Annotated in this window: 25 protein-coding genes; 10 read left to right on the forward strand and 15 right to left on the reverse strand. The window is 65.6% G+C overall.

The window, feature by feature from the left end:
- The first annotated feature begins 39 nt into the window (after window positions 1-39).
- Both ACQY72_RS15410 and ACQY72_RS15415 read left to right on the forward strand, forming a co-directional pair.
- On the forward strand, window positions 40-411 hold the full coding sequence (locus ACQY72_RS15410; RefSeq protein WP_428154651.1) for a hypothetical protein: 372 nt from the start codon (window positions 40-42) through the stop codon (window positions 409-411).
- 94 nt (window positions 412-505) lie between these two features.
- On the forward strand, window positions 506-979 hold the full coding sequence (locus ACQY72_RS15415) for an SH3 domain-containing protein (RefSeq protein WP_428154652.1): 474 nt from the start codon (window positions 506-508) through the stop codon (window positions 977-979).
- 63 nt (window positions 980-1,042) lie between these two features.
- Here ACQY72_RS15415 and ACQY72_RS15420 read toward each other — a convergent pair whose 3' ends face one another.
- The 5 genes from ACQY72_RS15420 to ACQY72_RS15440 form a co-directional block, all read right to left on the reverse strand.
- Complete coding sequence (locus ACQY72_RS15420; RefSeq protein WP_428154654.1) at window positions 1,043-1,678, reverse strand: S24 family peptidase; 636 nt, start codon at window positions 1,676-1,678, stop codon at window positions 1,043-1,045.
- 42 nt (window positions 1,679-1,720) lie between these two features.
- Window positions 1,721-2,164, reverse strand: coding sequence for a hypothetical protein (locus tag ACQY72_RS15425; protein WP_428154656.1), 444 nt, complete (start codon window positions 2,162-2,164; stop codon window positions 1,721-1,723).
- 91 nt (window positions 2,165-2,255) lie between these two features.
- On the reverse strand, window positions 2,256-2,606 hold the full coding sequence (locus ACQY72_RS15430) for a hypothetical protein (RefSeq protein WP_428154657.1): 351 nt from the start codon (window positions 2,604-2,606) through the stop codon (window positions 2,256-2,258).
- A gap of 174 nt (window positions 2,607-2,780) precedes the next feature.
- Window positions 2,781-3,176, reverse strand: coding sequence for a PaaI family thioesterase (locus tag ACQY72_RS15435; RefSeq protein WP_428154658.1), 396 nt, complete (start codon window positions 3,174-3,176; stop codon window positions 2,781-2,783).
- Window positions 3,173-3,625, reverse strand: coding sequence for a PaaI family thioesterase (locus ACQY72_RS15440; protein ID WP_428154660.1), 453 nt, complete (start codon window positions 3,623-3,625; stop codon window positions 3,173-3,175). Before ACQY72_RS15440 ends, ACQY72_RS15435 begins: the two co-directional genes overlap by 4 nt.
- 84 nt (window positions 3,626-3,709) lie before the next feature.
- Between ACQY72_RS15440 and ACQY72_RS15445 the strand changes: the two genes are divergently transcribed.
- Complete coding sequence (locus ACQY72_RS15445; RefSeq protein WP_428154661.1) at window positions 3,710-4,741, forward strand: ligase-associated DNA damage response exonuclease; 1,032 nt, start codon at window positions 3,710-3,712, stop codon at window positions 4,739-4,741.
- Window positions 4,742-4,744: 3 nt separating this feature from the next.
- Here the strand turns inward: ACQY72_RS15445 and ACQY72_RS15450 are convergent, their stop codons facing one another.
- The gene (locus tag ACQY72_RS15450) at window positions 4,745-6,382 is read right to left on the reverse strand and encodes a response regulator (protein ID WP_428154663.1); all 1,638 of its coding nucleotides are present in this window, start codon (window positions 6,380-6,382) and stop codon (window positions 4,745-4,747) included.
- A 199-nt stretch (window positions 6,383-6,581) separates the two neighbouring features.
- Between ACQY72_RS15450 and queC the strand changes: the two genes are divergently transcribed.
- Genes queC through ACQY72_RS15465 form a run of 3 tightly spaced genes read left to right on the forward strand, consistent with a single transcriptional unit; the run spans window position 6,582 to window position 8,301 of the window.
- Complete coding sequence (gene queC, locus ACQY72_RS15455) at window positions 6,582-7,301, forward strand: 7-cyano-7-deazaguanine synthase QueC (RefSeq protein WP_428154665.1); 720 nt, start codon at window positions 6,582-6,584, stop codon at window positions 7,299-7,301.
- The gene (queE, locus tag ACQY72_RS15460) at window positions 7,298-7,933 is read left to right on the forward strand and encodes a 7-carboxy-7-deazaguanine synthase (RefSeq protein ID WP_428156725.1); all 636 of its coding nucleotides are present in this window, start codon (window positions 7,298-7,300) and stop codon (window positions 7,931-7,933) included. Before queC ends, queE begins: the two co-directional genes overlap by 4 nt.
- Window positions 7,933-8,301 carry a 6-pyruvoyl trahydropterin synthase family protein gene (locus tag ACQY72_RS15465; RefSeq protein ID WP_428154666.1) on the forward strand — a complete coding sequence of 123 codons (369 nt, stop codon included), beginning with the start codon at window positions 7,933-7,935 and terminating at the stop codon, window positions 8,299-8,301. The genes queE and ACQY72_RS15465 overlap by 1 nt, the downstream gene beginning before the upstream one ends.
- Window position 8,302: 1 nt before the next feature.
- Here the strand turns inward: ACQY72_RS15465 and ACQY72_RS15470 are convergent, their stop codons facing one another.
- Together ACQY72_RS15470 and ACQY72_RS15475 are read right to left on the reverse strand one after the other, a co-directional pair.
- Entirely contained in the window at window positions 8,303-8,581 is a 279-nt protein-coding gene (locus ACQY72_RS15470) for a hypothetical protein (RefSeq protein ID WP_428154668.1), read from the reverse strand.
- A 56-nt stretch (window positions 8,582-8,637) separates the two neighbouring features.
- Window positions 8,638-9,486, reverse strand: a complete 849-nt coding sequence (locus ACQY72_RS15475; RefSeq protein WP_428154669.1) for a thioesterase family protein — start codon at window positions 9,484-9,486, stop codon at window positions 8,638-8,640.
- Window positions 9,487-9,665: 179 nt separating this feature from the next.
- On the opposite strand from ACQY72_RS15475, the gene ACQY72_RS15480 reads away from it, so the two are divergent.
- The 4 genes from ACQY72_RS15480 (at window position 9,666) to ACQY72_RS15495 (ending at window position 11,611) form a co-directional block, all read left to right on the forward strand.
- Window positions 9,666-10,154: a winged helix-turn-helix transcriptional regulator gene (locus ACQY72_RS15480; RefSeq protein WP_135195212.1), complete on the forward strand. Its 489-nt coding sequence runs from the start codon at window positions 9,666-9,668 to the stop codon at window positions 10,152-10,154.
- 18 nt (window positions 10,155-10,172) lie between these two features.
- Complete coding sequence (locus tag ACQY72_RS15485) at window positions 10,173-10,418, forward strand: hypothetical protein (RefSeq protein ID WP_428154670.1); 246 nt, start codon at window positions 10,173-10,175, stop codon at window positions 10,416-10,418.
- Between the two features lie 85 nt (window positions 10,419-10,503).
- Window positions 10,504-11,205, forward strand: a complete 702-nt coding sequence (locus ACQY72_RS15490; RefSeq protein WP_428154672.1) for a helix-turn-helix transcriptional regulator — start codon at window positions 10,504-10,506, stop codon at window positions 11,203-11,205.
- Between the two features lie 58 nt (window positions 11,206-11,263).
- Window positions 11,264-11,611: a VOC family protein gene (locus ACQY72_RS15495; protein ID WP_428154673.1), complete on the forward strand. Its 348-nt coding sequence runs from the start codon at window positions 11,264-11,266 to the stop codon at window positions 11,609-11,611.
- A gap of 6 nt (window positions 11,612-11,617) precedes the next feature.
- On the opposite strand, the gene ACQY72_RS15500 is transcribed toward ACQY72_RS15495, so the two are convergent.
- The 7 genes from ACQY72_RS15500 to ACQY72_RS15530 all read right to left on the reverse strand — a co-directional run bounded on the left by ACQY72_RS15500 (window position 11,618) and on the right by ACQY72_RS15530 (window position 19,209).
- A complete protein-coding gene (locus ACQY72_RS15500; RefSeq protein ID WP_428154675.1) occupies window positions 11,618-12,307 on the reverse strand; it encodes a response regulator in 690 nt (229 codons plus the stop codon).
- A gap of 154 nt (window positions 12,308-12,461) precedes the next feature.
- Window positions 12,462-14,804 carry a TonB-dependent receptor gene (locus ACQY72_RS15505; protein ID WP_428154677.1) on the reverse strand — a complete coding sequence of 781 codons (2,343 nt, stop codon included), beginning with the start codon at window positions 14,802-14,804 and terminating at the stop codon, window positions 12,462-12,464.
- A 197-nt stretch (window positions 14,805-15,001) separates the two neighbouring features.
- Window positions 15,002-16,927: an alpha/beta fold hydrolase gene (locus tag ACQY72_RS15510; RefSeq protein ID WP_428154679.1), complete on the reverse strand. Its 1,926-nt coding sequence runs from the start codon at window positions 16,925-16,927 to the stop codon at window positions 15,002-15,004.
- Window positions 16,928-17,012: 85 nt separating this feature from the next.
- Window positions 17,013-18,224, reverse strand: a complete 1,212-nt coding sequence (gene mnmA / locus ACQY72_RS15515; RefSeq protein ID WP_428154681.1) for a tRNA 2-thiouridine(34) synthase MnmA — start codon at window positions 18,222-18,224, stop codon at window positions 17,013-17,015.
- Window positions 18,225-18,254: 30 nt separating this feature from the next.
- Window positions 18,255-18,581, reverse strand: a complete 327-nt coding sequence (locus ACQY72_RS15520) for a type II toxin-antitoxin system RelE/ParE family toxin (protein WP_428154683.1) — start codon at window positions 18,579-18,581, stop codon at window positions 18,255-18,257.
- Window positions 18,578-18,832 (reverse strand): ribbon-helix-helix domain-containing protein, encoded by a 255-nt coding sequence (locus tag ACQY72_RS15525; RefSeq protein WP_428154685.1) that lies wholly within the window; start codon window positions 18,830-18,832, stop codon window positions 18,578-18,580. The genes ACQY72_RS15520 and ACQY72_RS15525 overlap by 4 nt, the downstream gene beginning before the upstream one ends.
- 92 nt (window positions 18,833-18,924) lie before the next feature.
- A complete protein-coding gene (locus ACQY72_RS15530) occupies window positions 18,925-19,209 on the reverse strand; it encodes a DUF1153 domain-containing protein (RefSeq protein WP_026108337.1) in 285 nt (94 codons plus the stop codon).
- Between the last annotated feature and the right edge of the window lie 20 nt (window positions 19,210-19,229).

Consider the following 19,229-nt stretch of genomic DNA (forward strand, 5'->3'; position numbering starts at 1 on the left):
CGTACGCTTTTGGATGGGCGCGTAGCCGGGGAGGCGACGTTGCATTACGAGATCGACGAGCAGACACGGATCCTGTGGCTGGACCTGGTCTCCGCCGGGTCGGCCGACAAGGTGCTGGAGGCCACGGTTGGCCTGGTCACCGAGCGACCCGAGCTCTGCGCCTGGGATTGGATCGTCGAATGCGAGCCCATGACCGACGACGCCACGGTCCAGCATCTGGCGAAATTGGCGCAGGCTTGGGGAACGCCGCCCGTGGTGGAGGCGGTGACGGTCTTCGTCACCCACGATCGCTTGCTGCATCTGTGGGCGCGTGTGCTGGACTTCCAGTTCGTCAGGCGCAAACACCTGATCGAGCGGGATACGAATGCGGCGCGTCGGTTGATCGAGCGACGCAGGAGCGCCCGCTCGTGAAGATGAACCGAAAATAACGGCGAAGCTCCGGGAGCCTTCAGGTTCGTCCAGGCATTCTCCCCTCATCGGCAAACGCGCTGACAGGAGAAGAGTTATGTCGAACAAGATTTTCAAGACCGGTCTGGCTACGGCTGCTGCTCTGGCCGCCATGGTGACGGCCGCACCGATGGCCGCCCAGGCTCAAGCCAATGGCGTGACCAACTGCGACGCCCCCGGTGGTCGCCAGCGTGCGGGCGCCCTGATCGGCGCCGTCGTCGGCGGCGTGGTGGGTTCCAACCTGGCGCGTAACGAGCGCACGGCCGGCACCATCGTCGGCGCAGGCGCTGGCGCCGCGGCCGGCTCGTACATCGGCTGCAACCAGCAGCGGACGCGTGCAGCAGCCACGTCGAACGGCTCGCAATATCGCGCCTCGTCCAACCTGCGTATCCGCAGCGGTCCCGGCACCAACTATCGCCAGGCCGGCACCCTGTCGGCCGGCCAGCCCTTCACCGCCATTGGCTCGCAAGGTGAATGGGTTCAGATCGCCGGCGGTGGTTGGGTAAACGCCCACTACGTCTCGGCCAACTAAGTCTTTACCTAAGACCATCGAAAGCCCCGTCCGGTTCGCCGGGCGGGGTTTTCTGCTGGCGCCTTACTGGCTGACCCACAGGATGCGGGCCATCCATTCGATTTCGCGACGCGGCACGACGCGGGGCGGATATTCCGGATTGATGGAGGATAGCGTGACCGCGCGACTGGTCAGGCTGGTCACCTCTTTGGCGACGGTCTCGCCGGTCGTCAGCCGGGCCACGACCCGGTCGCCGCGCCGCACGCGCGTCGCCTCCTGATCGACGATGACCCGGTCGCCCTCGCGATAGAGCGGCGACATGGAATCGCCGGTGATTTTCAGGCTGAACAGGGTGTCCCTGGCGCGGGGCAGTTCGGTCTGGTCCCAGCCTTCCCCCATCGGCAGGCCGGCATCGTCGAAAAAGCCGTCTTGTCCTGCCTTGGCCAGGCCCAGCAACGGCACGCTTGCCGGACGTTCCGGCGCGTCGTCGGCAAGGATGGCGAAATCGGACAGAGATATGCCGGTCGCCTGGAGCACCAGGGTCATGCTCTCGGTCGATGGCCAGCGCGGACGCGGAGGATCGCCCGGACCAAACCGTTTGGAGGGGTTGAAGCTGGTAGCGTCCAGACCGGCGCGGCGGGCTAAGCCCGACGGCGTCAGGCCCTCGCGTCGCGCCAGTGTGTCGACGGCTTTCCAAAGTTTGGCGTGCGATAGCGGCATGGCGTCCCGGCGACCGATTCGTCCACAGGATACGATGGGGAGTTAGGAATTTCTACCTAGGTGCGCCGTGGCGGCTTTTCGGTTCTGCCATGCCCAGAACGTGCCCATGGTTATGCAGCCGATGATCAGATAGCCGGTGAAATTCATGACCGTATAGAGCGACGCCATCGATACAGGCTGCCCCGTCAGAATCATGATGTGGGACATCACGACGATTAGTTGAAGACCGCTTGCCCAAACAGGCCAGGATCCACGAGACCGCCAGGCGATAGCGACGAAGGCAGTCAAAAGGGCCAAGTCGATCGCGAACATTCCTATGGGAACGCCACGGAAGCCGCTGTTCTCCTGCATGACGATCGTTGCAAACCAAGCGAACAGATAGGCTCCTGCGCCCATGCGTTCAGGCTTGCCACCTTTCAGAAAGGCGAAAAGCGCCATGCCGACCATGAAGACCGCGCCGACGACGGCGTAGACCATGTTCACCATGTGAAATCGCCCCCACGCAGAAATGCGCAGGGGCGATAATGGCCTAAGTCAGCTCAAACTGAAATCTCGGTAAGCTAAGCTTACCAAGAATTCACGCCACGCGCAGATGGCCCTGCGGACGGATCTGCTCTTGCGGGTTCAGCCAGTCATCCGGCTTACCCACGGGACCAGCGGCATAGGTGCCGTAGCCGAGGCGGCGGTGGTCTTTTTGCAGTTCGGCGTGGCAGGCCACGATGGACTCGCGCGCGGCCGACAGGGCGGCGATCGTTTCCATGGCCTTGGCCTGAGCGACCGTGCCGCTGACCGGCGACAGCGACAGGGCGGCGCGGGCGCCGATGAAGGATTGAACCAGCGTCGTCGCCTGGGTGATCGCGGCGTCAATCGCGAGTTCGGTAGCATGCAGATCGCCAGCAACGCTGGTGACGACTTCAGTGCGGTCCATGAAAGCCCCTCAGATAAGGTTACGAGAGGCTTATGGTTATCACGTCTTAACCATGCTTGGTAGGGCTATCTTCATAGGTGCAGCAATCGCGCGTTGAAGCGCCGCCATAAGGATGGTGGTGAAGTTCAGCATCTGTGGGGACCTCGGCCGAATCGGCCCCAGGGCCGGCGGCGCCTAGCTCTGGTTGTCCAGCAGGAAGTGGGCCGTCAGGGACGCGATTGGCTGTGCACGTTCTTCCTGCCAAGCCTCGGCCTGAACATGGGCGACGCGGCGGCCGGCGCGGCTGATGCGGGCGCGGGCGAAGACATCGATGGGCCGGCCGGTGCGCAGATAGGCGACCGTCACATTGATCGGGCGGGGCAGGCGGGGGCTCGGGAAAATGATCGCCACCTGGGCCATGGCGGTCATTTCCAGCAGGGCGGCCGTCGATCCGCCGTGCAGAGCGGGCAGCATGGGATTGCCGATCAGCCTGTCGGCGAACGGCATGATCACGGTGATCTCGTCGCCGCTGACCAGGGTCTGAAGGCCCAGGAAACGAGCATAGGGCATTCGGTCCAAGATGTCGGTCATGCGCCGGCTCCGGTCGAACGCTCACGGGTCTGGTTGAGGATGTAGGCGGACTGGGCGGCCGCAACGGGATCTGAGGGATCGTCCTCGAACGCCCAGGCGCGCACGAAGGCGATGGTCGGCGTCAGGCGGTAGCAGAGCCCCTGTGCCATCAGATCCTGACGCGGTCGCGCCGCACGCATGTAATCGACGCGCAAATCCAGGGTGGCGATGGGCTGGAAGGTATCGAGCGCCGTCCACACCGCCAGGCCGCCAATGTGGTCGAGAAGGGTGGTGACCAGGCCGCCGGCGAAGACGCCGCTGTCGGGATCGCCTACCAGATCCTCGCGCCATGGCACGCGGATGCGCGGCTCGCCGTCATGCAATCCATCGAAGGCGAAACCCAGCGCGCCGGTGTGGGCGGCGCCGGCGGCCAGTTGCGGCAGGATGGTGGTGAGGAAGCTCTCTTGCATCGTGCGGGCTGAACCTTTTGAGCCGATTTTCCGATAGTCTTGTATGAGGCGGCGACCCGACGGCGTCGAGAGCGTTACCGCAACATGATCCGCCCCGAAGACCTGCTGCATCCGACGCCTGCCGGCCTCTATTGTCCGCCGGGAGACTTCTACGTGGATCCGGTTCGGCCGGTAGATCGGGCCGTCATCACCCACGGCCACGCAGACCATGCGCGCGCGGGACACGGTGCGGTTCTCGCCACTCGCCAGACCCTGGCGATCATGGCCGAGCGCTATGGCGCCGATTTCACCGGTCAGCCCCAGTCTGTCGAATATGGCAAGGCGACCGCGATCAACGGCGTGGACTTGCGGCTGGTCCCGGCCGGCCACGTCCTGGGGTCTGCCCAGGTCGAGGTGCGGTGGAAGGGGCTGACCATGGTGGTCTCGGGCGACTACAAGCGTCGCCGCGACCCGACCTGTGCGCCGTTCGAGCTCGTGCCGTGCCACGTCTTCATCTCCGAGGCGACATTCGGCCTGCCCGTCTTCAGTCATCCTCCGGCGGAGGAAGAGGTCGGGCGACTGGTGCGGTCGCTGGGCCAGTTTCCAGAGCGGGCGCATCTGGTCGGGGCCTATGCGCTGGGCAAGGCCCAGCGGATCATCCGGTTGCTGCGCGAGGCGGGCTGGGACCGAACCATTTATGTCCACGGCGCGATGGAGCGGCTGAACGCCCTTTACGAACGCGAAGGCGTCGATCTGGGGCCGCTCGCGCCGACGCGGGATCTACCCAAAAATGCGCTGGGCGGTGAGGTCGCCATCGCTCCGCCGTCCGCTATCCAGGATCGGTGGGCGCGGCGGTTCGCCGATCCGGTCACAGCCTTCGCCTCGGGCTGGATGGGGGTGAAGGCGCGGGCGCGTCAACGGGGCGTGGAACTGCCGCTGGTCGTGTCGGACCATGCCGACTGGAACGAGCTGACGGCGACCTTCACCGAGCTGAAGCCCGAGGAAATCTGGATCACCCACGGTCGGGAGGAGGGCCTGCTTCGATGGGCCGAGATCAACGGCCAGAAGGCGCGGGCGCTGCGTCTGGTCGGTTATGACGAAGAGGACGAGGAGGCGCTGGACGTCCGCCCGGACTGAGGATCAGGCGGCTGACCGGTCGCCTTCATCTTCAGAGAGCCGGTCGGCGTCGCCGGCCTCTTCCTGCGCCGCTGACAGGGCGGCGTTCATCGCCATTCGCAGACGCTCGGGCTTGATCGGTTTTTCGACCACAGCGGCCATGCCGATGGAGAGATAGTGTTTGGCGTCTTCCGGGTCGGCGTTGGCGGTCAGGGCCACAATGGGCACGCGGCCGACGGCGCCGGGCAGGGCGCGGATCGCCTGGGTCGCCTGAACACCGTCCATGCGGGGCATCTTGATATCCATCAGGATCAGGTCGTAGCGACTTTCCTGAACAGCCTGAAGCGCCTCAAGGCCATCCTCGGCCAGTTCGGAACTGCACCCGAACATCTCGCACAGGGCCTGGGCCACGACGCGGTTGGTGGCGTTGTCGTCGACGATCAGGATGTGCGGCGCCGACTTCAGGTCCAGCCCGGACAGGTCGGACACGTTCGACTGGACCTCGACCTCGACGGCCGCGCGCGGGGCGGTCAGGTCGAAGGCGAAGGTGGCGCCACGGCCCTTATTGTTCTCGGCCCAGATCCGGCCGCCCATGCGGTCGATCACCTGGCGGCAGATCGACAGGCCCAGGCCTGCGCCGTCGGGGCCGGATCCATGGACGAAGGGTTCGAAGACGGAATCGACGCGGTCGGTGTCGATGCCCGGTCCGTCGTCGCGGATGCGGGCCTCCATATGGATGCGCTCGCCTTCCACCCAGGCTTTCAGGCCCGCCTCGACGACGCCGTTGCGGGCGAACTTGAGCGCGTTGCCGACCAGATTGTTGAATACCTGTTTCAGACGCGTGCCGTCGATCACGGCGGCCAGCTCGGTGTCGCCTTCGTAGCCGACCAGAAGGGTGACGCCGTCCTGAGAGGCGCGCGGCTCCCACATCGACTGGATGTCGTCCATCACGGCGCGCAGGGCAGTGGGCGTGCTGTTGAGTTCCAGCTCGCCCGCTTCGGCCTTGGACAGGTCGACGGCGTCCTGAAGAATACGCAGCAGGGTTTCGGACGAGTCCACGATGGTCTGGACATGCGCCTGGGCCGCCGCGTTCAGCGGCTGACGACGCAACAGTTCGGCGACGGCCAGCACGCCGTTCATCGGCGTGCGCAACTCGTGGCTCATGATGGCCAGGAACTGGCTCTTGGCGCGAGCGGCGGCGATGGCCTGGGCGCGTGTGTCGCTGAGGATCGTGGCCTGTTCGGCCAGCTCCTCGTTCTGTTCGCGCTGACGCGTGTTGACGGCCTGCAACAGAGTCGCGGCGGTGCCGACGCCCAGATAGGCGCCGTTGTGCGTGACGATGAAGCCGCGCAGCAGGGCGGCCGGCCCGCCCTTCAGCATGATGTCGCAGAAGGCGTCGATACGGACGCCGGCCTCGACCACGGCAGGTTCGGGGTCCATGGCGAAGGTGATGGGGCGCAGGTCGTAGAGAGCGTGGCCGAAGCGAGCGGCGATTTTTTGCAGGAAGGCGGTGCGTTCAACCAGCCCGACCGGACGATTTCCATCGACCACGGGAATGACGAGCGTGTCCGGCTCGCGTTCGAAACGGGCCAGCACCTCGCACCCGAGCGTCGTCGGAGCCACCGGCTTGGGACGCTCGGAAAGGGTCTCGATGGTCGGCATACTGCCTGGAACTCCTACTCGTTGGGACTAAAGCCCAAAATCGCTTGCGGATTGGTTAAGCTGGCGCAGCGTGATGCAAATCGATGCAAAGGGTGATTTTGCGCCGCATCCAGGTCTGGTGTATGAGGCCCGCCTGATCCATCTGGGTCCCCATCTCTTTGTGCATGCGCGCGGCCGACCGGCCGACCGCAGATTCGTCATGAGCGTCATCCTGGAAAAGACCCCAACATCGGCTCTCGTCCTGTTCTCCGGCGGGCAGGACAGCGCGACCTGTCTGGCCTGGGCGCTGGAGCGGTTCGACCGGGTGGAGACGGTCGGCTTCGACTATGGCCAGCGCCATATGGTCGAGATGGAGGCGCGCCAGGCCGTACGCGCCGGGATGAAGGCGGCCCTGCCGCAGTACGCCGACCGGCTGGGCGACGACCACGTGGTGGACCTGACCGGATACGGCCGGATCGCCGAGAGCGCCCTGACCGCTGACCGCAAGATCGAGATGGACGCGCGCGGCTTGCCGACGACCTTTGTCCCCGGCCGTAACCTGATCTTCCTGGTCGCGGCGGCGGCTCTGGCGGACCGGCGCGGGCTGGAGGTGCTGGTCGGCGGCATGTGCGAGACGGATTTCTCAGGCTATCCGGATTGCCGCCACGAGACCATGGAGGCCATGGCGCGGGCCTTGTCGCTGGGGCTGGACAAGCCGGTGGTGATCGACACGCCGCTGATGTGGCTGACCAAGGCCCAGACCTGGGAACTGGCCGATACGCTGGGCGGAGCCAAACTGGTCGAGCTGATCGTCGAGGACAGTCACACCTGTTACCGGGGCGACCGGACGCATCGGCATACCTGGGGCTATGGCTGCGGCGACTGCCCGGCGTGCGAGTTGCGGGCGGCGGGCCATGCGGAATGGGTCGCGAGCCGGTGACCTATTCGGCCAAGGAAGTCTTTCTGACGGTGCAGGGCGAGGGCGGACAGGCGGGACGGCCTGCGGTTTTCCTGCGTTTCGCCGGGTGCAATCTGTGGAGCGGGCGTGAGCAGGATCGAGCGACGGCCGTCTGCAGCTTCTGCGACACGGACTTCGTCGGTACCGACGGCGGCGGGGGCGGCAAGTTCAGGACGCCGGACCTGATGGCCGACCATGTCGCCTCGATGTGGCGGGGCAGGGCGGGGGATCCGAAACTGGTCGTCTGCACCGGCGGCGAGCCCTTGCTGCAATTGGATGCTCCTCTGGTCGAGGCCCTGCATGCGCGCGGGTTCGAGATCGCCATTGAGTCCAACGGCACCCTGGCGTCGCCCGACGGCATCGACTGGGTCTGCGTCAGTCCCAAGGCCGACGCCGATGTGATCCAGGTCACGGGGCAGGAGCTGAAGCTGGTCTATCCGCAAGCCAAGGCCATGCCGGACCGTTTCGAACATCTTGATTTCGAACGCTTCTGGCTCCAGCCGATGGACGGCCCCGACCAGGCGGCGAACACCGCCGCCGCCATCGAATACTGCCTGACCCATCCCCAGTGGCGCCTGAGCGTCCAGACCCATAAGTACATCGGCGTCCGCTAATGCCCGTCTTCGAGATCACCAAACAGGCGACTTTCGACGCCGCCCACCATTTCCCCAACGAGCCTGAAGGCAGCATCTATCGCCGCGTTCACGGCCATTCCTTCACGGTCGAGGCGACGGTGCGGTCTGAGGTGCTGGACGCCGAGCACGGCTGGGTCGCCGACCTGGGCGCGCTGGACCGGGCGCTGAAGGCGGCGGCGGAGACGCTGGATCACGGCATGCTGAACGAGCATCCGGGTTTGGAACTGCCCAGCCTGGAGAACCTGTGCCTGTGGTTCGTCAAGACGTTGCAGCCCGACTGGCCCGGCCTGTGCCGGGTGCAGGTGGCGCGGCCGACGATCAACGAGCGGTGTGTGCTGAGCCTCTAGATCAGCAGCGTTTGCCTTGGCGTTGCCGCTCTTCGCAGCGGCGTTGCTGGCGGTCGTAGTCGCGCTGTTCGCGCTCGCGGCGCAGTTTGGTTTCCTCGTCCGAGGTCGTGACGGCGTCGAAGCCGGCGCCCACGACAGCTCCAGTGGCTTTTGCCGTGCCGCCGACGACCGCCGCAGTGCCTCCGACGACGGCGCCGACCAGGCAGCCCTGGAGCATCAGGCAGCCCCCCAGAACGACGACGATTTGAGATACGGAAACGAGGCGATTTCGACGACGCATGAGGACGACTCCAGAGATTTGGAATAGTCGCTGATAATCATGAATGAGGGCTGACTTCAGGCCGTGCGTTGCGGCAGCAGTTTGCGGCGCTGGCGCGAGAGGGCCAGCGGGGTTCCGTCGGCGCCCCAGGCGGCGGCCTCGTCCACCGTCCAGCCCAGGCCCAGGTCCAGCATCCTGGACTCGAAGAAGGCCCAGCCGTCGGGCGCCGTCTGCGGCGTCGGATCGGTCAGGATGTCGATGCGCAGGTCCACGGTCGTCATCGCCGCCGGCGTCTTCGACAGGGTCCAGGCCGGCGGGTAGAGGGCGTCCAGCAGGTAGCAGAGCCCGACCTCGTCCAGCGGGCGACCGTTCCTCATCCGCATCCAGGTGCGCTCGACGCCGGGCCGGCCTTCGTTGCCGCCCAGGATGTTGGGGCCGCCGTCGAACCGATATTCGACATGCTGCGAGAAGTGCGGGGCCATCGGGCCATGGATGGTCGCCTTGGGGTTCAGGCTGTCCAGTGACGGGGGCGGCAGGTGCAGGGGCGTGACCGGCGTCGTGGCCCCGTCCAGTCCGTATGTGCCGGTGGCGTGGTGGGTCAGGCGACCGTCCTGTTCAGCCTCGACCGCCGCATAGACGACGTTGCGGCCGCCGCGCAGCAGGCGTGGGCGAAAGGCCACCTGCTCGCCGAACCTGGCCGCCGACAGGTATTGCACCGACAGGGTGCGCAAGGGCGCGGTCAGGGCCAGACCCTGGCGCATCGACTGGGCGCACAGGGCCGCCAGCAGTCCCCCGAACGGAAAGCCCTTCTCCGGCGCCATGCCCGACGGGCCGTTGGAGAAATGGCCCGGCACCGGAGCGGACAGGCCGCCGTCATCCAGGGTCTGAAAAGCCAGGGCGGCGTCGAGAGAGATCGGCAGCGTCATTGCGCAATCCTGCGTCAGGCGAAGAGGCGGCGGAAGACCTGATGAAGATCTCCCGCCGAAGTCGAAGGAACAAGGCGGCGAACCGCAGGGGTCGCACGTCCGTTGCCAAACAAGACTGACCTGGAGCGTTCGGATTTGCAACCCTTGCCAAATGCCTGACGCGGGGTCACTTTCGCGGCATGGGACGCACCGCCGACTACAGCCGCCAAAGCTGCTCCATCGCCGCCACGCTTGAGGTGATCGGCGACCCCTGGACCCTGCTGGTCATCCGCGATGCTTTCAACGGCGTCAGCCGGTTCGAACAGTGGCAAGACAATCTGGGCGTGGCGCGCAACGTCCTGGCCGCCCGCCTGAAAAGCCTGGTTCAGCACGGGGTGCTGGAGCCGCAGCTTTATTCCGAACGCCCGCCGCGCAACGAATATGTCCTGACCGCCAAGGGGAAGGACCTGTATGGCGTGCTGGTGACCCTGCACGGCTGGGGCGCCAAGCACGTCTATGGCGACGCCGACAGCGGCATCGACATGATCCACAAGACCTGCGGCTCTACCCTGACGCCGCGCATCGCCTGCGGCTGCTGCAACGAGATCGTCAAACCCCGGGACATCCTGCTGACCCGCGCCGAGAACCGGCCCACGGTCGGGGACGTGATGCCGAAGGAAGCGGCTTAGACCTGGCGATATTTTGTCGTGAACCGTCTGCTCATGACATCGCTGATCGGAACCGCCGTCGTCGTGGCGGCCGTTGCGGGTGCGTGGGTTTATAAGACAGAAGGCGACTGCCGGCTGCTGCTGTCTTCGACCAATCCTCAAAGCGATGTCGAGGTGCGAAGGACCAGCACGGGCGTATGTTATCCTTGCCGCCTAGACGGGCCGCTCTACGACATCATGTATCGTTATTGCGCGGCCGGAGACCGCACTTATGGCTCGTCCTGACATGACGAATGCCGGCGTCGCGGCACCGCAAAATTAAGCATCCTCTGCTGCCGCTTTCTGGCAGTAGGTCTGCTAGGGTCGCGCGGTGTCCCGGTCCGAACGCCTTCTTGATCTGCTGAACGTCCTGCGGCGGCATCGTCGGCCGGTGAGCGGGCAGGTGTTAGCGGACGAGATGGGCGTCAGCCTGCGCACCCTTTACCGCGACATCGCCAGCTTGCAGGCGCAAGGCGCGACGATCGAGGGGGAGGCGGGGGTCGGCTATGTGCTGAAACCCGGCTTCATGCTGCCGCCGCTGATGTTCACGCCGGAAGAGATCGAGGCCTTGGTGCTGGGCTCGCGCTGGGTGGCGGATCGGGCGGACCCACGCATGCGGGATGCGGCGCTGGCGGCCTTGGGGCGGATTTCGGCGGTGCTGCCGCCCGATCTGCGCGACGAGATGGAGACCTCAGCCCTGCTGGTCGTGCCGGGCGCGCCGTTCCCGGCGGATCAGGTCGATCCGGGGCTGTTGAGAAAGGCGATCCGCACCGAGCGGCGGCTGAGGCTGCGCTATCGCGACGAAGCGGGCGCGGCGTCGGAACGGGTGGTCTGGCCCTTCGCCCTGGCCTTCTTCGACCGGGTGCGGCTTCTGATCGCCTGGTGCGAATTGCGAGGCGATTTCCGCAGTTTCCGAACGGATCGCATCGTCGAGGCCGAGGTGATGGAAGCCCGCTATCCAGCCCGACGTCAGGCCCTGATGAAGACCTGGCGCGAGGCGCACGAAAGGTCGAGATCGTCCGAAGGCTGCTGACGCAAACTGGCAGCATTGGCGACTAGGGTCAGTCCTGTTGGAAACGAGGGCAGGGCCGATGACCGAGATCGAGGACATTCTTCTGGCCGTCGCGGATCCCGAGACAAGCGCGCGGTTCTACGCCGGCCTGTTCGACTGTCGGCCGGTGATGGCGGGGCCGGATCGGGCCCTGTTCGTGCTGAGTTCGGGGCGGGCGCTGGGGTTGTTGCGGCGGGCCGGCGACGGGCAGGTCTGCGAGGTGGACTTTCCACTGGAGGGCGTCGAGGCGGTGGATCAGGCGCATATCGACTGGTGGGACCGGGGTGCTCGCATCCTGACGCCGCCGATGGATACGCAGCCGGGCCGCAGCTTCGTGGCCGGCGATCCGGACGGTCACCGCCTCAGGGTCTATGCCGTCGCCGCGTGAGGGCGGTCAGACCTCGGTTTCGAGCCGATAGCCGACACCGCGCACATTGGTCAGCAGGCCGGCGGCGTCGGCGGCATCCAGCTTGCGGCGCAGATGGCTGACGTGGCTGTCGATGGTGCGTTCCAGCACGTCTTGATTGAGGAAACAGGCCTGCATGATCTCGGCCCGGCTGAAGACCCGCAGCGGAACGCGCGCCATATGGGCCAGGATGCGGAACTCGGTCAGGGTCAGGTCCAGGCGGCGCTTGCCCGCCGGGGTCAGGATGGCGGCCAGATAGTTTTCAAGCTGCACCTCCAGCGGGCCGACGCGCAGCACCTTTGTGGAGCGGTCGCCATTGCTGCGACGCAAGATGGCCTGGGCGCGGGCCACGACCTCGATCGGCTTGAACGGCTTGACGACATAGTCGTCCGCGCCGATCCGCAGGGCCTGCAGTTTGTTGGCGCCCTGATCCAGGTCGCTGACCATGATCACGGGCGTCTCGCCGCGCCGGCGCAACTCGCCCAGCACGTCCCAGCCGTCGCGGATCGGCAGGCGGATGTTCAACAGGACCAGATCGGGTTTCAGCGCGGCGTGCAGGTCGGCCGCCTGTTGGCCATCGGCGGCGACGACCGTGCGAAAGCCCTCCCGGCGCAGACAGGAGTCCAGGGCCTCGACGCTGTCTGCGTCGTCGTCAGCGATCAGGATCAAGCTGCTCATCGGGCCGCCATCGCCCTGTCGGCCGCTAAAATCCAGCAAAACCGGACGCGTTCGGACAAGTTTCATCGCGCAGTCGCAAAGTCTTCACGCAGACAAAGAAAAACCCCCTCCCGCCGTGGCGGAAGGGGGCAGGCTGTCGTTCGGGAGGAACGCTTTAGTAGGAGGCGCGCAGTTCGATGCCGAAGGTGCGCGGGGTGTTGAAGTTGCCGTAGTCCCCCAGCGTGGCCCGGTTCGACGGGTCACGACGATAAACGTAGGTCTCGTCCAGCAGGTTGCGCGACCACAGGGCCACTTCCAGCAGCGGACCGCCGTCGCGGGTCGTGATGTCGGCGACCGCCACTCGGGCGTTGACCGTGAAGGCCTTGTCATTCTTGATCGCGAACTGCTCGAAGCTGTGCGACGCATCGGCGTAGTTGGCGTCGATGTGAGCGCGGAGGGTGGCGCCCATCAGCGGCGATTCCCAGTCAGCGGCGACGGTGCCCGAGTTTTCCGGCGTGAAGGCGATGAACACCTGCTGGATCGCGCCCGAGAAGGGGTTGGCCGTGTCCGGGATCTTGGCGTCCGTATAGGCGTAGGAAGCCGAGAAGCGCAGGTTGGCGGTGGCCTGGAACTGACCTTCGAGTTCGACACCGCGGATCTTGGTCGTGCCGGGCGCATTGACCGTTTCCAGCGTGTTCCGGGTGCCGGTGATCAGGCTGAAGTCGATCTGGCTGTCGGTGCGGTTCATGGCGTAGATCGCCGCGTTCAGGCGAACGCGGTTGTCCAGCATGTCGCCCTTGAAGCCGATCTCGTAGGCCTTGACCTCTTCCGGGCGGAACGAGCGATAGGTCAGCGAGCGCGAGGAAGCGCCGCCGGCGCGGTAGCCGGTCGAGTATTTGGCGTAGACGTTCATCCGGTTGGTGAGGTCGTAGGCCAGGGTGATCAGCGGGTCGAAGCGGTTGACCGAGGTGTCGAAGGTCAGGTTGGTGGCGACGTTGTTGACCGTCTCCAGCTTGCCGTCCTTGTCGTCCCAGGTGTAGCGGCCGCCGACGGTCAGGTGCAGGGCGTCGTCCAGAACCGCCGGGGTCCACGTCGCCTGGCCATAGACGGCCTTGGACTCGGAGTGGGCCGTCGAGGCGCGGTCAGTGGAGCGGAAGCCGCGCTGGGTCGGACGCGGATCGCGGATCGTGTAGGCCGTGCCGTCGGCGTTCCACTGGTTGGTCGTCGGCGTCGCCGCGTCGTCCGAAACGGTTTCCTTGAAGTAGTAGAGGCCGCCGACATAGTCGATGCGGTCGCCCAGCGAACCCACAGCCTGGAACTCCTGGCTGAACTGGTGCTGCCAGAAGCCAGCCAGCGAATAGCGGCTGAAGGCGCCGTTCGGCACGCCGATCGGCGGACGGTGGGCGCCGCCGATGTTGTCCCATTGTTCCACATCGACGTCGCGGTAGGCGGTGATCGAGCGGAACTCCACGTCGTCGTTCGGACGGTAGGACAGGTGCAGGTCGGCGCCACGGGTGTCGTCGACGCTCCACTGCTGCGGCACGCCGATGTCCGACTGGGTCATGCGGTCTTCGCCCTCGACGCGGACCAGCGGCGACAGGCCACGGATATTGCCCGACGCGACGGTGGACGAGCCCGAAACGACCGGCGAGGTGAACGGGACGACGTTCAGGCCATTGGGGTTGAAGTTCAGCAGCTGGCTGTAGAACGGGGTGTTCTTGTCCTTGCCGATGTCGGCGGCCAGGTCGGCGGTGAAGTTGTCGCTGGGGCGCCAGCGGACCTGGGCGCGCAGGCCGCGACGGTCATAGGCGCCGAAGCCTTCTTCGCCGGACATGATGTTCTCGGTCACCGGGCCCTGGGCCGAGATCACGCCGTCCACCTTGAAGGCGAAGTCGCCGATGGCCGGGAAGTCGACGTGCAGTTCCGAGTTATACGAGTCGAGATTGCCGACACCGGCGACGGCGCGCATGCCGAACACGCCGGTGGGCTTCTTGGTGACCAGCGACAGGGCGCCGCCTTCGGTGTTGCGGCCGAACAGGGTGCCTTGCGGGCCCTTCAGGACTTCGACACGCTCGATGTCCAGCAGTGCGGCGCCCAGGCCGTGCTGACGCGCCAGATACACGCCATCGACATAGACGCCGACGCCCTGTTCACGGGCGGGCTGGTTGGCGTCGTTCGGCACGATGCCGCGGATGCCGATGGTCAGGGCCGACTGGCGGGCCTCGAAGGTCGTGATGCGCAGGCCGGGGACGCTGCCGTCGGCGAGGTCCATCAGGCTCTGAACGTGGCGGTTCGCCAGATCCTCGGAGTTGACCACCGAGATCGAGATCGGCGTGTCCTGCAGATTGGTCTCGCGCTTGGTCGCGGTCACGACGATGTCGTCCAGGCCGGCGGGCGCGGTGTCGACAGGCGCCGGAGCGGTCTGGATAGGTGCGGTTTGGGCGAGGGCGGAAACAGGCGCGGCGAGAAGGGCGGTCCCCAGCAGCAGCTGAAGGCGCAGTTTGGTTTGACGGTGCATTTATATCCCCTGCTTAGTCGGTGCGGGGATTACGGCGCCATTGCGATGCGCAGTTTACAGGCCTGCAACACTCAGATGCATCTTTGATGTCCTGACCAAAGATCAATATTCGGCGTGCGTCCACGCCAGCTCCATTCTTTCTCCACAATCAGAGAAAAGGGGCGCGGCTGATCGGCGCGACCCTCTGTCGGTCGGGCCTATTTCCTCACGTATTTGTCCAGGAAGGTCAGATAGGCGTCCTGGGCGGTGATGCGATTGTCGCGGCGGGTGAAGCCGTGACCCTCGTTAGGGAAGACGACGTATTCGACCGGCACGCCGTTGGCGCGGACGGCGGCGACCAGCTCGTCGCTCTCGACCTTGAGCACGCGCGGGTCGTTCTCGCCTTGCACGACCAGCAGGGGCTTGTTGATGCCGTCGGTGTGGAACAGGGGCGAGATGCGGCGGTGGCGTTCCGCGTCCGTCGCCGGATCGCCCATCTCGTCATACAGGGCGATGCGCTGGGCGCCCCACCAGGGCGGGATCGACTCCAGCGTGCGCACCCAGTTGGTGACGCCGAAGATGTCCACGCCCGCCGCGAAGGCCTCGGGGTGGAAAGCCAAGGCGGCGGCGGTGATGTATCCGCCATAGGATCCGCCCATCACCGCCACTTGGTCGTCGGCGACCCAGTCCTGTTGCCGCAGCCATTCGCCGCCGGCGACGATGTCGCGCAGATCGGCCTCGCCGTGTTTCTTATCGTCCAGATGGAAGAAGGTCTTGCCGTAGCCGGAACTGCCCCGATTGTTGGCCCCCAGCACCGCATAGCCGTGGTTCACCAGATGCTGGACCATGGCCGAATAGCCGCGCCGGGTCTGGCCGCCGGGTCCGCCGTGAACCAGGACGATGGCGGGGGCCGGGTTGGCGGCCGACGCGCCCTTGGGCTTGTACAGCACAGCCGGGATCATGACGCCGCCCTCGCCGGGATAGCGGACGATGGTCGCTTCCACGAGGGCGTTCTCGTCGATGGCGGGGTTCAGGGCGTGGGTCAGACGCGTGGCCCGGCCGGTGGTCAGATCTGCGACGAAGACATCGGCGGGCGAGGTGTCGGAAGAGACGGTGAAGGCGATGGTCTTCTCGTCATCGCTGAAACGCACATTGCCGATGTCGCCGTCGGGCAGGCCGGTCAGGGCGACGGGCTGGTCAATCGTAGCGTCCAGCAGGGTCAGTTCGGTCTTGGCGTCGGCGTTCAGGCCTGAGACGCGATAGCGGCCGGTCGGCGAATAGAAGACGAAGCTGACATCCCAATCCGCCTGGATCAGAGGTGTGTTGGTGTTGGTCGCGAGATCGTGGCGAATGGCCTGCTGGAACTCGCCGTTCTGGTCCGTGCCGATCAGGACGGCCCTGGAATCCGGCGTGAAGTCGAAGGCGGTATAGGCGACATTGCCCTCGTGCCGGGTCAGCAACTTTGGCTCGCCCGGTGCGGTCAGATCGACCAGGTAGAGGTCATTGTTCGCGCTGGTCAGCGACTTGTCCAGCACCAGCCAGCGGCCGTCCGGCGACAGGGCGGCGGGCGAGAAGCCGCCAGTGTTCTCGAACACCATCCGGTGCGCATAGGTGGTCGCGTCATAGGCGATGACGTCGAAGGCCGAGGCGTCGCGCGCGTTCGACGTGACGAAGAAGGTCTTGCCGTCCTGGCTCCAGCTCAGGAAGTCCGCCTTGACCTTGTCGCCCGGCGTCAGGTCGATGATCGCCCCGTCCGGCGTCCGCACGAACAGATGGCTCAGTTCGTCACCGCCGCCGTCCTGGGTGAACAGGATGCGCGCATCGGCGGGGAAGTAGGTGACCGGATTGACGGCGCTGGTAGTCGAGTTGGTCAGCTGAACGGGCTCGCCCCCGGCGATGGGCAGGGCATAGGCGTTGAACACGCCCGTCTTGTCCGACCGGATCAGCACCGACTTGCCGTCCGGCGAAAAGGCCTTGGCCCCGCCGTAGCCCAGGCCGTAGGTCGTGGTGTCGAAGAACTGGGCCGCAGTATAGGTCGGCGCGGCCGTGCTGACGGCTGGCGGCGGGGCGGTCTGCGCCGTCGCTGCGGTGGGAAGGGCGGCCATCAGGGCCAGTACGGAAACCAGGCAGGCGGTGGTGCGCATCGGAACCTCTCGTCGGTGTGATGACCGTAGGAGGCGACAGAACATCACGTCGGATGCGGCCTGTCTCCGATTTAATGAACCGCCGCTATGCGACGACCGCTGTCGTATCCCGAATGAAGCCGCCGCCCAGGACGCGTTCGGTGTCCACGGGATCGTAAAGAGCGCAGGCCTGGCCGGGCGCCACGCCTTCCTCGCCGGTGTCGAATAAAATGCGGACGTCGCCGTCGATCATCGCCAGGCGTGCAGGCGAGGGCTGACGGGTCGAGCGGACGCGGGCCAGGACCGGGATGTTGGCTTCGGCGGCCTCGACGATGGTGGCCTCGTCGCCCAGCCAGTTGGTTTCTTCCAGCGTCAGGGAGGCGGTCAGCAAGGCCTCGCGCGGGCCGACGATGACGCGTCGGGTTTCAGGCTCCAACTTGGTCACGAACAGCGGCTCGCCCACGGCGACGTTCAGGCCCCGGCGCTGGCCGATGGTGTAGTCGGTGATGCCGGCGTGGGCGCCCAGCACCCGGCCGTCCATGTGAACGATCTCACCCGCCTCGCGACCCTGCGGACGCAGTCGGTCGATCAGGGTGCGATAGTCGCCCGAGGGGACGAAACAGATGTCCTGGCTATCCGGCTTGGACGCGATCTTCAGACCCAGTTCGGCGGCGACGCCGCGCACCTGGGGCTTTTCCAGATCGGCCAGGGGGAAGCGCAGATAGTCGAGCTGGTCCTGGGTGGTGGCAAACAGGAAATAGGACTGGTCGCGCGAATGGTCGATCGCCTTGCGCATCTGCGAGCGATTGCCGGCGACGGCGCGGCGGACGTAGTGACCGGTCGCCATAGCCTCGGCGCCCAGGTCGCGGGCGACCTCCAGCAGGTCGCGGAACTTGACCGTCTGATTGCAGCGGATGCAGGGGACCGGCGTCTGGCCCTTCAGGTAGCTGTCCGCAAACTGGTCGATCACCGCGTCCTTGAACCGGCTTTCATAGTCCAGGACATAATGCGGGATGCCGATCATGTCGGCAGCCAGACGGGCGTCGTGAATGTCCTGGCCCGCGCAGCAGGCGCCCTTCTTCTTCAGCGCCGCGCCGTGGTCGTAGAGCTGCAGCGTCACGCCCACGACATCATAGCCGGCCTCGTGCAGCAGCGCCGCAACGACGGTGGAATCCACGCCGCCCGACATGGCCGCGACGACGCGCGCCCCCACCGGCAGGCCGACCGCCGCCCGCGCGCTCTCGACCGCCGCATCCATGTCGGTGCGGACGATGTTCGGAATAGCGCAGATGTCTTCGACCAGGGTCATTGCGGCCATTTAGTGCGGAACCGGCGCGATTTCGAGGCCTCAGCTAAAAGCGGCGTTCAAATCCATTCTGTCGTGGAGGACGCGCAGCACAATGACCGTCTCGTTATCGACCGTATAGATCAGTCGATGGCGTGGCCGTCGAACCTGCGACTGGATCGATCTGAGATGTAGGGAAAGGACATCCTGACGGGCCAGATTCAGGGTGCGAACCTTCGGCCCTTTGGGATCGTCGCGGATCGTGATCAAGCCTCTCAGAACCAGGCTACGATATCGATCCGAAGCCGTCTCACCAAAAGATTTGAGGCTTAATGCGAGCAGCCGGTCGATATCTTTCCGCGCCGGCGCGGTGATGTTGATCGCCGTCAATCGCGACCCAAACCATCAAGCCATGCTTCGATGTCGTGAACCTCTTCGTAGTCGCCAGCGTCAAGGGCATCGAGGCCTTCTTGAACCAAAGCTTCCAGACGTTCCGCCTTATTGCGCCAATCAGCGACGACGGCTTCGATAGCGCTTTGCCTGTCGGCGAATCCGTTCGGACCGACCTGGCGGTCGATGAACTGAACAAGAGGTTCGGGCAGCGTCAGCGCAAGATCGACCATAAGACGAAAGTAATACATTCGCTCGTCCTGGCCAATCGATCACGTCGCTTCCAACGAAAAGGGCCGCACCCGTCGCCGGATGCGGCCCTTCTTCGTCTTCGGGGAAACCCTTAGGAGCGGTAGCTCTGGATCCGCGTCGTGCGCAGACCCTGCATGCCCCATTTGTCGATGGCCTTCTGCCATGCGAGGAATTCTTCAGCCGTCAGGCGATACTTCGCCAGGGCGTCGTCAAGGCTCAGCAGACCGCCGCGCACGGCGGCGACGACCTCGGCCTTGCGCCGGATCACCCACCGGTCCGTGTTGGACGGCGGCAGATCGTTCAGGGTCAGGGGCGTGCCAGTCGGTCCGACCACGTATTGTTCGCCTTTGCTATTCAGGCGTCGCTCTTGCAACATGGGCTTATGCCTCTTTCACC

Source organism: Brevundimonas sp., assembly GCF_965279155.1.
In the GTDB taxonomy this organism is placed as follows: domain Bacteria; phylum Pseudomonadota; class Alphaproteobacteria; order Caulobacterales; family Caulobacteraceae; genus Brevundimonas.

What these genes read in the sequence shown, in the direction of transcription:
- ACQY72_RS15500 (WP_428154675.1), bottom strand. Translation starts at nt 12,307, where the DNA reads ATGAGCAGCTTGATCCTGATCGCTGACGACGACGCAGACAGCGTCGAG.
- ACQY72_RS15495 (WP_428154673.1), top strand. Translation starts at nt 11,264, where the DNA reads ATGACCGAGATCGAGGACATTCTTCTGGCCGTCGCGGATCCCGAGACA.
- ACQY72_RS15510 (WP_428154679.1), bottom strand. Translation starts at nt 16,927, where the DNA reads ATGCGCACCACCGCCTGCCTGGTTTCCGTACTGGCCCTGATGGCCGCC.
- ACQY72_RS15445 (WP_428154661.1), top strand. Translation starts at nt 3,710, where the DNA reads ATGATCCGCCCCGAAGACCTGCTGCATCCGACGCCTGCCGGCCTCTAT.
- ACQY72_RS15440 (WP_428154660.1), bottom strand. Translation starts at nt 3,625, where the DNA reads ATGCAAGAGAGCTTCCTCACCACCATCCTGCCGCAACTGGCCGCCGGC.
- ACQY72_RS15435 (WP_428154658.1), bottom strand. Translation starts at nt 3,176, where the DNA reads ATGACCGACATCTTGGACCGAATGCCCTATGCTCGTTTCCTGGGCCTT.
- ACQY72_RS15420 (WP_428154654.1), bottom strand. Translation starts at nt 1,678, where the DNA reads ATGCCGCTATCGCACGCCAAACTTTGGAAAGCCGTCGACACACTGGCG.
- ACQY72_RS15530 (WP_026108337.1), bottom strand. Translation starts at nt 19,209, where the DNA reads ATGTTGCAAGAGCGACGCCTGAATAGCAAAGGCGAACAATACGTGGTC.
- ACQY72_RS15470 (WP_428154668.1), bottom strand. Translation starts at nt 8,581, where the DNA reads ATGCGTCGTCGAAATCGCCTCGTTTCCGTATCTCAAATCGTCGTCGTT.
- ACQY72_RS15430 (WP_428154657.1), bottom strand. Translation starts at nt 2,606, where the DNA reads ATGGACCGCACTGAAGTCGTCACCAGCGTTGCTGGCGATCTGCATGCT.
- ACQY72_RS15525 (WP_428154685.1), bottom strand. Translation starts at nt 18,832, where the DNA reads ATGTATTACTTTCGTCTTATGGTCGATCTTGCGCTGACGCTGCCCGAA.
- ACQY72_RS15475 (WP_428154669.1), bottom strand. Translation starts at nt 9,486, where the DNA reads ATGACGCTGCCGATCTCTCTCGACGCCGCCCTGGCTTTTCAGACCCTG.
- ACQY72_RS15505 (WP_428154677.1), bottom strand. Translation starts at nt 14,804, where the DNA reads ATGCACCGTCAAACCAAACTGCGCCTTCAGCTGCTGCTGGGGACCGCC.
- queC (WP_428154665.1), top strand. Translation starts at nt 6,582, where the DNA reads ATGAGCGTCATCCTGGAAAAGACCCCAACATCGGCTCTCGTCCTGTTC.
- ACQY72_RS15425 (WP_428154656.1), bottom strand. Translation starts at nt 2,164, where the DNA reads ATGGTGAACATGGTCTACGCCGTCGTCGGCGCGGTCTTCATGGTCGGC.
- ACQY72_RS15465 (WP_428154666.1), top strand. Translation starts at nt 7,933, where the DNA reads ATGCCCGTCTTCGAGATCACCAAACAGGCGACTTTCGACGCCGCCCAC.
- ACQY72_RS15415 (WP_428154652.1), top strand. Translation starts at nt 506, where the DNA reads ATGTCGAACAAGATTTTCAAGACCGGTCTGGCTACGGCTGCTGCTCTG.
- mnmA (WP_428154681.1), bottom strand. Translation starts at nt 18,224, where the DNA reads ATGGCCGCAATGACCCTGGTCGAAGACATCTGCGCTATTCCGAACATC.
- ACQY72_RS15480 (WP_135195212.1), top strand. Translation starts at nt 9,666, where the DNA reads ATGGGACGCACCGCCGACTACAGCCGCCAAAGCTGCTCCATCGCCGCC.
- ACQY72_RS15450 (WP_428154663.1), bottom strand. Translation starts at nt 6,382, where the DNA reads ATGCCGACCATCGAGACCCTTTCCGAGCGTCCCAAGCCGGTGGCTCCG.